Annotated in this window: 11 protein-coding genes; 8 read left to right on the top strand and 3 right to left on the bottom strand. The window is 40.3% G+C overall.

What is annotated here, in order from left to right:
- Positions 1-239: 239 nt before the first annotated feature.
- Positions 240-2,237 carry an excinuclease ABC subunit UvrB gene (gene uvrB / locus GJB62_RS03020; protein WP_114084724.1) on the bottom strand — a complete coding sequence of 666 codons (1,998 nt, stop codon included), beginning with the start codon at positions 2,235-2,237 and terminating at the stop codon, positions 240-242.
- 253 nt (positions 2,238-2,490) lie between these two features.
- Here uvrB and GJB62_RS03015 point away from each other — a divergent pair, with 253 nt between their 5' ends.
- The 6 genes from GJB62_RS03015 to GJB62_RS02990 all read left to right on the top strand — a co-directional run bounded on the left by GJB62_RS03015 (position 2,491) and on the right by GJB62_RS02990 (position 7,767).
- Positions 2,491-2,955: a hypothetical protein gene (locus GJB62_RS03015; protein WP_114084725.1), complete on the top strand. Its 465-nt coding sequence runs from the start codon at positions 2,491-2,493 to the stop codon at positions 2,953-2,955.
- A 349-nt stretch (positions 2,956-3,304) separates the two neighbouring features.
- On the top strand, positions 3,305-3,487 hold the full coding sequence (locus tag GJB62_RS03010) for a CsbD family protein (protein WP_069070399.1): 183 nt from the start codon (positions 3,305-3,307) through the stop codon (positions 3,485-3,487).
- 332 nt (positions 3,488-3,819) lie between these two features.
- On the top strand, positions 3,820-4,260 hold the full coding sequence (locus GJB62_RS03005) for a hypothetical protein (protein ID WP_114084726.1): 441 nt from the start codon (positions 3,820-3,822) through the stop codon (positions 4,258-4,260).
- Positions 4,261-4,372: 112 nt separating this feature from the next.
- Positions 4,373-4,894 carry a hypothetical protein gene (locus GJB62_RS03000; RefSeq protein ID WP_114084727.1) on the top strand — a complete coding sequence of 174 codons (522 nt, stop codon included), beginning with the start codon at positions 4,373-4,375 and terminating at the stop codon, positions 4,892-4,894.
- 351 nt (positions 4,895-5,245) lie between these two features.
- Entirely contained in the window at positions 5,246-6,322 is a 1,077-nt protein-coding gene (locus GJB62_RS02995) for a PEP-CTERM sorting domain-containing protein (RefSeq protein WP_159402442.1), read from the top strand.
- Between the two features lie 317 nt (positions 6,323-6,639).
- Positions 6,640-7,767: a succinylglutamate desuccinylase/aspartoacylase family protein gene (locus GJB62_RS02990; protein WP_114084729.1), complete on the top strand. Its 1,128-nt coding sequence runs from the start codon at positions 6,640-6,642 to the stop codon at positions 7,765-7,767.
- A gap of 80 nt (positions 7,768-7,847) precedes the next feature.
- Here GJB62_RS02990 and GJB62_RS02985 read toward each other — a convergent pair whose 3' ends face one another.
- Positions 7,848-8,930, bottom strand: coding sequence for an ATP-dependent 6-phosphofructokinase (locus GJB62_RS02985; RefSeq protein ID WP_114084730.1), 1,083 nt, complete (start codon positions 8,928-8,930; stop codon positions 7,848-7,850).
- A gap of 281 nt (positions 8,931-9,211) precedes the next feature.
- Between GJB62_RS02985 and era the strand changes: the two genes are divergently transcribed.
- Positions 9,212-10,186: a GTPase Era gene (gene era, locus GJB62_RS02980; protein WP_114084731.1), complete on the top strand. Its 975-nt coding sequence runs from the start codon at positions 9,212-9,214 to the stop codon at positions 10,184-10,186.
- Positions 10,187-10,379: 193 nt separating this feature from the next.
- Positions 10,380-11,057, top strand: coding sequence for a response regulator transcription factor (locus GJB62_RS02975; RefSeq protein WP_114084732.1), 678 nt, complete (start codon positions 10,380-10,382; stop codon positions 11,055-11,057).
- A gap of 871 nt (positions 11,058-11,928) precedes the next feature.
- Here the strand turns inward: GJB62_RS02975 and GJB62_RS02970 are convergent.
- Positions 11,929-12,498 carry a DUF3611 family protein gene (locus GJB62_RS02970; protein WP_114084733.1) on the bottom strand — a complete coding sequence of 190 codons (570 nt, stop codon included), beginning with the start codon at positions 12,496-12,498 and terminating at the stop codon, positions 11,929-11,931.
- Positions 12,499-12,982 lie beyond the last annotated feature (484 nt).

The raw sequence follows: 12,982 nt of genomic DNA, 5'->3' as shown, positions 1-12,982 counted from the left end.
CTTCCATCTTTGCTCATCCTCTATCTCAGCAAGGAGACGAGTAGCGATGCCTGCGGCGGGCTACGCCTACGCATCCTGTTCAGCAACAGGTAGAGTTTTCAGTTGGGCGATCACACGCTCAAGTAACTCAGTCATGGCTACCACACTCTTAAAACGTAAATGGCATCTTATCCATTATCGCTTTTTGCTAGCAAGTTGAACACTAATTAGGCGAATATTGAGTCAGCAGAAGATTCACGTTAACGTCCTAACATTTTATCCCGCAGATGTTTAATGCGATCGCGCAATTTCCCCGCCTCTTCAAATTCCAGTTTCTTCGCCGCTTCTTTCATCTGCGCTTCTAACAGAGTAATCAACCCTGGAATCTGTTCTAATGGCAGTTCATCTAGATGTTCATCTACAACTTTCAAATCAGTTGCATTCAACCGCCGAGATACATCTAAAAAAGCCAAAATCGCGTTACTTGATTTTTTCACAATTGGTTGCGGTGTAATCCCATGCAGTCGATTATGTGCTGTTTGAATACCACGCCGCCTATCTGTTTCATCAATAGCTTTAATCATGCTACCTGTCATATTGTCGGCATACAAAATCGCTTGTCCTTGGACGTGACGCGCGGCTCTACCAATAGTTTGAATTAAGGAACGCTCGGTTCGCAGGAAACCTTCTTTATCTGCATCCATAATTGCTACTAAGGAAACTTCGGGTAAATCCAAGCCTTCCCGCAGCAAATTCACCCCAACCAAAACATCAAATTTACCCTCGCGCAAGTTCTGCAAAATCTCAATGCGCTCAATAGAAGTAATCTCGGAATGTAAATACCTTACCCTTATACTGCGGTCTTGCAAATATTCGGTTAAATCTTCCGCCATCCGCTTGGTTAATGTGGTAATTAACACTCGTTCATGGCGATCGGCTCTATCTTTAATTTCTCCCAATAAATCATCAATTTGTCCTTCTGTAGGACGCACAGAAATTTCTGGATCAACTACCCCAGTTGGTCGAATCACTTGCTCAATTACATTATCTTCTGAAATTTCTAATTCCCAATTTCCAGGAGTTGCTGATACAAAAATACACTGGTTTACCTTTTGCCAAAATTCTTCGGCTTTTAAAGGACGGTTGTCAGCAGCGCTAGGAAGACGAAATCCATGTTCAATTAAAACTTTTTTTCTCGCTTGATCACCGTTATACATACCGCGAATTTGGGGCACGGTTACGTGAGATTCATCAATAATTAATAGCCAATCTTTGGGAAAATAATCAATTAAACATTCTGGTGATTCTCCAGCTTGTCTTCCTGCTAAGTGACGTGAATAGTTCTCGACACCGTTGCAGTAACCTACTTCGCGCAGCATTTCTAGGTCATAACGTGTACGTTGATCTATGCGTTGCGCTTCTAATAGTTTCCCAGCTTGTTCTAAGTCTAGTTTTTGCTGTTTCAACTCGGCGGCGATGTCGTGACAAGCTCCTTCTAAGCGTTCTTCTGGGGTGACAAAGTGACGCGCCGGGTAAACATTCACTGCTTCCAAGCTTTTGAGAATTTCCCCTGTCACCGGGTCAATATAGCGAATCGCATCAATTTCATCACCAAAAAATTCGACGCGGATAATTCGGTCTTCATAGGCTGGGCCAATTTCTAAGACATCACCACGGACACGAAATTTTCCTCGGCCCATTTCGATGTCGTTGCGGCTATATTGAACATTTGCCAAATCCCGTAAAATTTGGCGTTGATTTACTTCCATACCTATTTGGAGAGGGATGGCAGCTTTCAGATATTCTGCTGGCATTCCTAAACCGTAGATGCAGCTGATGGAAGCAACGACAATGACATCACGACGTTCAAACAGCGATCGCGTCGCCGAATGCCGCAACATATCTATTTCGTCATTAATCGCCGCCGTTTTTTCAATATAAGTGTCGGTAACGGGAATATACGCTTCTGGCTGATAATAATCGTAGTAGCTGACAAAATACTCGACTGCGTTGTTGGGGAAGAAATCCCGCAACTCGTTACAAAGCTGTGCAGCCAAAGTTTTGTTATGCGCCAAGACTAGGGTTGGCTTGCCAATTTTCTCAATAACTGCTGCCACCGAAAATGTCTTACCAGTTCCAGTGGCTCCTAGTAAAGTTTGATAACGGTTGCCTGATTGGATACTAGCGGTTAGTTGTGCGATCGCTTGCGGTTGATCGCCTGTGGGACTAAAGGGAGCTTGAAGACAAAATTCTGTCATACAGTTTTGCTGGAAATACCCTATCTCATGGTGACAATTTCGCCCTGTATCCATTGTAGCTGGCTTATCAGACCATATAAATGGCAATAATTTTTTACAAAACTTATTAATTAAAATTTACTTATGTATCAGTTTTAAAGATACTTATATCTATGTGAGGTTTTTTAAGGTTAAACTTTAATATATATGGGAAAAAATTTCATCTTTCCTTAATTATTGTAAAATTCAATTAACAAACCAGAGGTCTTCGTTTATGACTATTAGCAGCGCTGGCAAAGCAATCAATTCTCGGCAAAAGCCTGCCAAGTCTCCAGGGGAAACTACAGAGGAAGTTGAAAATCAACAAGACCAGAGCTTGAATGCAGATAAAGTCGAGGAAGTTACTGAACTGCCAGTGGGAGCTTCTGGAACACTCGCCATTTCTGGAATTCGTCCCATAGGCGCTAGCGACTTAGAAGTTGCTGAACACCTGTCAATTGCTGGAGTGCGTCCTGTTAGCACCAGTACATTAGAAGTAGTTGAAACCTACAACTCAATGGGTATTCGTCCAATTGGCGCTAATACATTCCAAGTTGTTGAAAGTATTAATCTCTCTGGGATTCGTCCAATTGGCTCAAGTTTATTGGTAATTGATGAAAGCTATTCCACCTTCGGTAATCGTCCAATAGCATCAAATGAGATTGACAATTCTGAAAGCCTGATGGGTTTTCTAGATTAGACAAAAGAAATATCCCCATAACTTTATTAACCCAGTTTCTATAGGAATCTGGGTTTTTTATTTAAATAGTCAAAAGTAGAAATTACGATATTCGCCCTTTTTCTATGTCTTTTAGCATAGGTGACTAAACTGTTATTGCTTTAATTTACATTCAGTCAACAGCCATAACGCTTACTATGACTACCTTTCTTAATTACGAGTTAAGCATTAGGAATTACGTTTTTTTTAATATGTCTTGTGGTGGAAGGCTTTAGCAAAAACTTTAAGCTACTGTGTAAAAGTAATCACAAAATATTTCAAAGTTAGTTATAGCTTTGAAAGGAATTTTTTACAAAATCAGGAGTACAAAATGAGTATTGAAGATCGCGCTAAAGCTGCTGCTAAAAATGTTGAAGGTAAGGCCCAAGAAGCATTAGGAAATATCACTGGAGATCCAGAAGATAAAGCCAAAGGTAAAGCAAAACAAGCTGAAAGCGAAGTCCGTCATGGGATTGAAGACGTAAAAGATAATGTGAAGAAAAATATTGACTAACAATTCATAATTTTTTTGCAGAAACTCTAGGGATATCAATGGGGTGGATTCCATTTTTGCAAGAAAGTATGAAGTGTTCAAGATTCATTCAATGCTATATATTTTTCTTGTCATCTTAGCAAGCATGGAAAGATAAAGGACTAGCTTGATTGGCATAACTCTTGCAGAGGTGTAATTTATTACTCCTCTGCATTACAAAATAAATTTATTAATTTAGAGGAATAATCTCTATAAATTCCAATTTTATAAATGTCAGCAAGATGTAAGAAATTAGTTTGAACGTACAACTTATTCTATCTGTTATTTAAAGTGTTTTTTCAGGAGGTAAAAAAATGATTCTGTTTCAACAAAGTCGCAAAATATTGGCGACTTTCCTTTTAATTGGAGTATTGATGATAACTACCGCCTGTGGTGGTGGTACTGTGTCACAAGTTGACCGCCCAACAACTCCTTCAGCAATTGGCCGAGATGTAACTTATGCAGAGTTGGAGCGAGGCAATACTCCAAGCGGACAAACCTTTGGTAACTGGGTTGTGCAAACGTCTCAAGGATTGGTTCAGGACGCTTATGTTCGTGATAATAACAAACTAGGTGTTGTGATTTCCCCTAAAGTTAGTCCCAACGAAGTGCGACCATTAGCAAAATCCTTAGTTCAAGGTTTTCGGAAGAACTTTCCTAATCAAGACTTAAAGGTTTTGGTTTATGCGCCTGATAAGAAATTGATTTTGACTACTGAGTATGATGTTCAGACTAATCAAGTTAAGTATAGCTAATTGCTGTATTTGCAATGAAAACTTGAAGAGAGTTTGATGAATTGGAATTTAGAGTTATGGCTTGGAAATACCAGCCATCAAAATAATTTGACGAAAAAAGGAGATAAGTAAAGTGGCAAGTAGCGAACAGTATAAACGTCAAATAATGAAAGATTTGGCTCAGGGTGATGTTGAATCTTTAGATGATACTACAACCGAATCAACGGCGGAATATCAAAATTTTGATGATTTCGCTCAACGGACAACACCAGATCAACGTCGGCAGTTATTTGGTCGATCTTTACATCCAGATCGGATTCCAACCAGCCAGATGGAGCCAGAATTACAGAATGCGATCGCACAAATTAAACCCAATGAACGGGATGATGTAGCAAGAGCATTTTTCAAACACTTGAAGGAAAGAAAGCTTGACGAGAAGCATCTAGAGCAACAGTTGGGGCTTTCTACACACCACGCCAGCCGCATGACTGCTGATGATGTTAGCAAACTCGCGTCTTTCGCATATCATAACCACCCCGATATTTTCCGCGAAGTGCTGGCAGAGCAACCAGGGATTATCAAGTTTCTCAGTAATCCTGTAGTAGCAGGTATTCTTGGCATTGCAGCGGCTAAGTGGTTGGGTAGTCGCAAGTAACTTCTGAATTTTGAGTGTATAAGTAACAAAGTCAGGTGAGCTATGCTCACCTTTATTTTTCGCCTATTTATTATTTGGTAAAGATTATATATAAAGTATTGTTAAATTATTTTTAGCCAAATAAAATTCACATAAATCTTATATGTTTTTTTATTTAACTGGGTAATAACCTTATTGTTTGTAGCTTATTAGCTGCATTTTAAAAGGTTTTGATCAAATATATATTTTAAAGTTTTCATAAATATAGGTAATTTTTTGTTGAAAATATTTTTTTTTCAGCGATATTAACTTTGGAATTTACGAAAAAACACGTAATTTTCCCTAGCATCACAAATAGTCGTAATGATTGTCATGAGTAGATTTAAGGTAAGACAGAAGTTACAGAAATATTTTGCTGCTGACATACACAAAGCTACTTTGAGTACATTTGTATTCTTTGGTGTCAGTTTTGGGTTTGCTGCCTTAAGTTCGCCAGCATCCGCAAGTTTGTTGTTTCGTGAGAGCTTTGACAATGCGGCACTTTCCATAGATGCTTTTGGTAGCACCAGCAACAATGGTACATTGCAAACAGATGTACCTGTAGGTGCAACTGTTCTCAAAGCTTATCTTTATGCGTCTTCCGTTTGGGAGAATTTTAATGGGCCTGTAAGTGATGTCAAACTGAACGGTAATTTGTTGAAGGTTGCTGATGCCTTTCTACTCACGCCCGATGAGAACCCAGCAACTACTGTACGTTGGGATGTTACCAGCCTTCTCAGCTCTTTGGGGGGTTTACAGAACCATACTATTGAAGAGCTAGGAGACAATGACGGTGAAACTTTAGTTGTGTCTTATCAAGATGCCACTACTATCGGTTTGTCGTCTTTTATCTTAGACGGCGAACTATCTCCCAGAGGTGACACAACCAGATTGAATTTTGATAAACCTTATAGCGGTGGCGATTTTATAGTATCTTTTGCCGATACCTATAGCTTTCAGCCATCTGGTCAATTCACTATTGTGGACGTGACAACAGACTCTACTAGCTCTCGACGCTTAACTAGCTCTGCTGGTGGTCAGGATGATGGAGAATCATCTAATGGCGGTCTAATCACTGCTGGTGGTATTGGTGATAGTTTGACCAACCCAGATCCATTTGCCTCTGATTCTGGCGGTTTTAAGACTGATGATGAACTTTATAACCTAGCCCTTGGTAATAGCAATGATCCTAATCCTTTTATCCAGTCAGGTGATACCTTCATCGAGTTAAATACTGTAAACCCAACCAATGATGAGAATGTGTATAGTCTGTTTATTACCAGCAAATTCAAAACTAAAGTGTCTGTGCCCGAACCTTTAACTACATTGGGTTCATTAGCAGTTGGTGGTTTTGGTCTAGCTTTCTGCCGCAAGTACAAGCAGCAACGAAAAGATACCGCAAAAGCTTAGGTTAACAACTTATAAATAGGTAAATAAAGTATGTTAAATGTGGAGTTAAAAATTCATAACTCCACACTTAAGACTCTGTTTCATGTATTCTTTAATGAAAGATTGCATAACAAGAGGTTAGCTGATTACGCAAATGAAATCAGCTAATTCTATTGAGTTAGAGTTTTATAGGACTTACGCACGAGTTACGGAATAACGAACCGCAGAGGCACAGAGGGCACGGAGAAATCAGAGTTTGAGAGATAATTTGCGTAAGTCCTATTTTAATTCAGTACAGATACAGCGATAATTTACTCAAATCATCACCGAGTTGTTTCATGCTGCCAGTTATTGAAAGCATTGTATTACGTCAAATGGCTTCGGGCGATCGCCTATACTTACAATTATACAAATTCGTCGGCGCTAAACCTGGTAAAAAGGTATACATTCAATCTAATCTACACGGTGCAGAAATTGCTGGTAATGCCGTTATTCACCAGCTAATTGAGTTTTTATTAACAATAAATGATACAGATTTAACTGGAGAAATTTGGCTGGTTCCCGTTTGTAATCCGATGGGAACAAATGAACGCGCTCAACATTTTTCTCCTGGGCGATATTGCGTTTATGAAGCCAAAGACTGGAATCGCATATTTTGGGACTACGAGAAAGAAGCTGATGATTTAGTAGCTTTTACTAAATCTCAACTTCACATTGATCTAGAGGTCGTTCGACAAAATTATCTAACTATAATTAAGCAAAATTTTGCGAAAATTTTAGAAAAAATTAATTCTTCTAATGGTGTTCCCTACACTGAGCTTTTTGCCTACAAGTTACAAAACCTGAGTTTAGATGCAGACTACTTAATTGATTTACACAGTTCTACAAATCAAGCTTTAGACTATATTTATTACTTCCAAAATCGAGAAGACAGTGCAAAATACTTTCTACTTGATTTTGGAATATTGCTTAATAAATATGATGGTGATGCTTTTGATGAAGCTTTTATCAAACCTTGGTTAGCGCTAGAAGCTTGTTTTAAAGAGTTGGGTAGAGAAATCAAGTTTGATGTGGAAGCTTGGACACTAGAATTAGGCACAGGAATGCAAATGAACCCTGATTCAGTATCCAAAGGTATACGGGGTGTGAAAAATTATTTAGTGCAAAAAGGTGTATTAGAAGTTTCTAATTTATCAGATGGCATAAAAACTCATGATATGACTTTTGCATCTAGCAGCAACCGGAAAAAATATTATGCGATCGCAGGTGGTATGATTCAATCCAGAATCGAATTAGGTAGTACAGTCAAAGCTGGAGACAAGCTCTATCAAATTCTCAGTTTTAATAAAGAAGGTCAACTACCTACTGTAATTGATGTCTGCGCTCACCATGATGGATTAGTTTATGATGTCGCAACCAATCAAGCTGTAAATGAAGGCGAGTTTGTATTGGGAATTGTGAGTTAGTCATTTGTCATTTGTCATTGGTCATTTGTCATTGGGAGTTTAGAGTTTTTTAACTCCTCACTCCTCACTCAGCACTCACTTCAGTCTCCCAAATAAATACCCATACCACGAGCGGTTTTAACTAAAGTACCATTGGGATCGACGGCGCTATATTGAGCGATCGCTTCGGTAATTGGTACACTTAATACTTGGCGATTTTGCCAAGTCACCATGCGATCGTATTTACCCTCTGCAATGAGATTAACCGCCGCTACACCAAAGGCTGTTGCAACTAATCTATCTAGTGGCGAAGCAGTTCCACCGCGTTGAATGTGTCCTAAAACTGTAACTCGTGTTTCTACACCGATGTGTTCAATAATTTTATCTGCCAAATATTCACCAATTCCACCATATCGAGATTGACCTAAGCGATTTGTGATTGTCACATTTTCACCATCGTGGGTACGAACCGCTTCAGAAACAATTATCAAACAATAGTTTTTGCCTTTTTCTTGGCGTTCTTTGATTTTGTGGCAAATATGCTCAACGGTGTAAGGGATTTCGGGAATTAAAATTACATTTGCTCCCCCCGCAATTCCCGCAGCTATTGCTATGTGTCCGGCATCACGCCCCATCACTTCTAAAATCATGACTCGGCTATGACTTGCAGCAGTAAAATGTAACCTATCTAGTGCTTCCGTGGCAATATTAACTGCTGTATCAAAACCGATAGCGTGTTCGGTAACGCCAATATCGTTATCAATGGTTTTGGGAATACCTACTAGATTAATGCCACCTTGTTGGGCGAGGCGACGCAGAATTGCCAAACTACCATCACCGCCAATACCAATCAAAGCGTCTAAACCTAGCTCATGATAACCTGCAATGATTTCTTCGGAGCGATCGCATAAACTACCATCCGCCATTGGAAAAGCAAAGGGGTCGCCTTTATTGGTTGTCCCCAACATTGTGCCACCCGCAGTTAATAGCGAGTCAACTTGATCAACTTCCAGTTTTGTGAATTGTTGTGGACGCGCCATTAATCCTAGAGTCGCTTGACGAATTCCCAAAACTTCCCAGCCGTAAGTATCCACTGCACAATTTACTACAGCCCTAATCACAGCATTTAAGCCAGAACAATCACCTCCACTGGTAAGAATTCCAATGCGTTTGGGTTCTTCCATATTTTTTATTGACATTTTGATCCAGATATATTGAGTAGTCGATGAAACTTAAGCCAAAGTTAGCAACAGATTAAACCTAAGTGAATGCGCTCCTTTTAATGCCAAAGTAATTTTATGTTTGTTTTGTATCTAAAAACAAAACAAAGTTATCTCAGCTGTAAAATATAGGTGTAGAGCCAGTAGTAGATTAAACCTCGGCAAAAGAAATCCCTAAAAATGCCAGGGTAATTTTATGCTTGTTTTGTGTCTAAGAAAAAACCAAGTTATCCCAGCTATAAAATATGAGGGTGGAGCCAAAGGTGACTAGTATTGATAATTACAACTTCTCTTTTTCAGGAGAAGTAACAATCCCACAGGCTCCTCCTGATTTTAAATCAGGTTTTATCGGCATTGTTGGTCGTCCAAATGTCGGTAAATCTACTTTAATGAATCAATTAGTAGGACAAAAAATTGCCATTACCTCACCGATAGCACAAACTACACGTAACCGTTTGCGCGGTATATTAACTACGCCAGAGGCGCAGTTAATTTTTGTAGATACGCCAGGAATTCATAAGCCCCATCATCAATTAGGCGAAGTATTGGTGCAAAATGCCAAAATTGCCATTGAATCGGTAGATGTAGTCCTATTTGTGGTAGATGGAGCAGTCGCTTGTGGATCGGGCGATCGCTACATTGCCGAATTACTCAGTCGTAGCAAAACGCCGGTGATTCTGGGCGTGAACAAAAGTGACCAACAACCGGACGATTCTCAGTATTTAGATGATAGTTACGCTCAGATGGCCCAGTCACATGAATGGGAAATCGTGAAATTTTCTGCCAAGACGAGTGCAGGATTACCGCAACTTCAAGAGTTATTAATTGAACATTTAGAAATTGGGCCGTTATACTACCCGCCAGATTTGGTAACTGACCAGCCAGAACGCTTTATTATGGGTGAATTAATCCGAGAACAAATTTTACTATTGACTCGTGAAGAAGTACCCCATTCAGTAGCGATCGCTATTGACTTAGTAGAAGAAACTCCCAGCATCACTCGTGTACTTGCTACCATCAACGTTGAGCGTGATTCTCAAAAAGGCATACTCATTGGCAAAGGTGGAGCGATGCTTAAAGCAATTGGTAGTGAAGCCCGCGAACAAATCCAAAAGTTAATCGCTGGTAAAGTTTACCTGGAATTGTTTGTCAAAGTCCAACCAAAATGGCGACAGTCGCGGATTAGTCTGGCAGAGTTAGGCTATCGCGTGGAAGAATAAATTAGTCATTAGTCATCGGTCACTTGTACTGAGTTTCGACTGCGCTTAACTACCGCGTAGTCGGAAAGCCTGCGGCATAGCTACGCTTAGGGCGCAACCTCTCCAAGAGTTGTATTGGTTAAAAAGGCAAATGACAAATGACAAATGACAAAGGACAAAGGACAAAGGACAAATGACTCTTAATAAATAAATAATGTCTTTAGATACTCGCTATCCCTTAAATTTACCAGCCAATGCTCCGCCGTTGCGGGTGTTAATTGTCGAAGACGATCCGATGATGCAATTGGGATTAGAGCAATCATTAATGGCTCATCCTCAGTTGGAGATAGTTGGACAAGCAGAAGATGGTTATTTGGGAGTCCAAGCAGCACTGCAACTCAAACCCGATTTGGTGGTTATGGATATTGGGTTGCCGCGATTGGATGGCATTGCAGCGACACAGCAAATTAAGGCGGCGTTGCCAGCAACTCATGTGGTGATGCTGACATCTCATCAAACGGAGACAGAAATTATTGCCGCACTATCTAGCGGTGCAGATGCGTATTGTATTAAAGGTGCAAGTGTGGAACGATTGTTAAGTGCGATCGCAGCCGCAGTTGATGGTGCAGCCTATCTCGATCCCCAAATTGCGCGGCGAGTAATTGATAATCTCAAACCACCTACACCTACCAGCAACAACGCCAATTTATCTGGGCGCGAGTTAGAAGTGTTGAAACTCATGGTAGACGGGTTGAGTAACCCAGAGATTGCTGAAAAACTCTATCTCAGTCCCAACACCATCAAAACCCACGTGCGGGGGATTATGAATAAATTAGCAGTAGACGATCGCGTGCAAGCAGCAGTTGTGGCACTGCGTTCTGGGTTAGTTTGATTTCTGCAAACCGCACACTCGAATTGTCCCAGCAAATCCAATACAGTTCAGTTAAGCATCTCTTTCTTCTCTCTGCGTTCTCTGCGCCTTCTCTACGAGACGCTGCGCGTTGGCGGAAGCCTCTCGTAGAGAAGGCGGTTCGTTAAAAAAACGACTTTGGTAACAGAGTTTTAGCCTTAACTGAACCGTATTGCCAGCAAATTATCATTCTCTACGCAGCCCGTAGCACAATACACTTGAGTTAAGACTTGATCGGGACTTACGCATCTTTGGCTTTCAAGTCTGCCCGACTTTTAATCCCATTTACAAGTAAAGGCGTACATAAGTACGCCTTTCTAGCCGATTCATTTGTTGCCAAAATTTTTGAAAAATAGTCTACCTCAATGCATTTTAGTTAAAAGAGTTTGAGAATTGATTGGGGTCTAGATTAGTAGGAAATAATAAAATTTCCTTGCCTTCTAAGTTTGCCTTCTGGTGAAGCAAAATTGCCTTTTCCAAAGAACAATATTTAATTGGAACCCATCTGTCGCTATAAAAGTAGACAGTTACTCGGCTCATTGCATACTCTTTCAACGGCAGTGGAAGAGACCAGGACATGTCCACAGTTTGAACCTTACCTGTTGAGTCCATGCTTTGAACCTCAGTTATTAAGTATATATACTTTGACCCATTAGGATGATTTAAAGTAACTGTCATAAGTTACAAGAAACTGCCTTGAAGCTGAATCTTTAGGTAAAAATTAGAATAATTAGAACTAACCTAAAGACATGGGATAAGTCAGTCTAAACTTATCATTTTTGGGTTCAAGGCTCATGGAATTCAAAGACTCGTTCACGAGTATCAAAGACTCATCTGACGAATTATAGCGGTACTAATGTTGATGCACTCGTTCAAGCAACCATAATGAAGCAACAGTACCCACAAAGTGAGCAGCAATCCCAGTGATGTCTGCCACAACTACAAAAACATCCATCGGTCGAATAATGTTATAGGGGTTGGTGATTGCCACTCCTGGAGGTTGGGATATAGATTTTGCTACTAGCACGAACACGGTTGAACCAGCACCTAAGAGAGTTAATAATATTCCTACTAAACCCACAATTATCCCCAGTCGGAGGATTTTAGTTGTATTTGGCTTAGTGGGATGCAAAGCTGGATTGGAATTTTCTAAAGCTTTGCCTATGCGGGTGTAACGAAAGTTCCAATAGAGACTGAATAACAATAGTACAATTCCGCAGACAGCCCAAAATATACCAATTCCAAGACCAGCATTCTGTTGCTGAACAAATTCACGACCAGTCAAGGCAAACAACAAAGCTAAGACAGAAACCACTCCAATTGCCAATTGCAGCCAGAAAGAAATCCAACCTGTAAGGCGAATAGTATTACCAATTCCTCTAGTTTCTGCTGGTAGCGATCGCACTTCTGATTCTGTTTGCATAAAAATTACCTTAATTTCCTACTGCCAAGAATATTGCCCCAGTTCGCGCCATACCCCCATCTTTAGACATAATCACAACATCCTGGGGAATAAATAAGGCAGGGGCCCAATACTTCTCGGTTAAGGGGAAAAGGGGAAAGGGGAAAGGGAAAAGGGAAAGAAAAAACCCTTAACCCTTACCCTTTAACCCAATACAGTTCAGTTAACCATCTCTTTCTTCTCTCTGCGTTCTCTGCGCCTTCTCTACGAGACGCTGCGCGTTGGCGGAAGCCTCTCGTAGAGAAGGCGGTTCGTTAAAAAAACGACTTTGGTAACAGAGTTTTAGCCTTAACTGAACCGTATTGCCCTTTAACCTTTTCCCCAAACCCGATTCCGAGTTAAAAATGCTTTACCCGAGCAGTATTGGGGACCAAGGGGGAGAAAAATTACCTCTTTCCCTTCTGCCTCTTCGTAATGCTTATAATTTAAAGTCCTGCCAAACGAT

This window comes from Nostoc sp. ATCC 53789, assembly GCF_009873495.1.
GTDB classification, from domain to species: domain Bacteria; phylum Cyanobacteriota; class Cyanobacteriia; order Cyanobacteriales; family Nostocaceae; genus Nostoc; species Nostoc muscorum_A.
The sequence above is the reverse complement of the archived record's forward strand: the minus strand, read 5'-3'. Positions and strand labels throughout refer to the sequence as shown.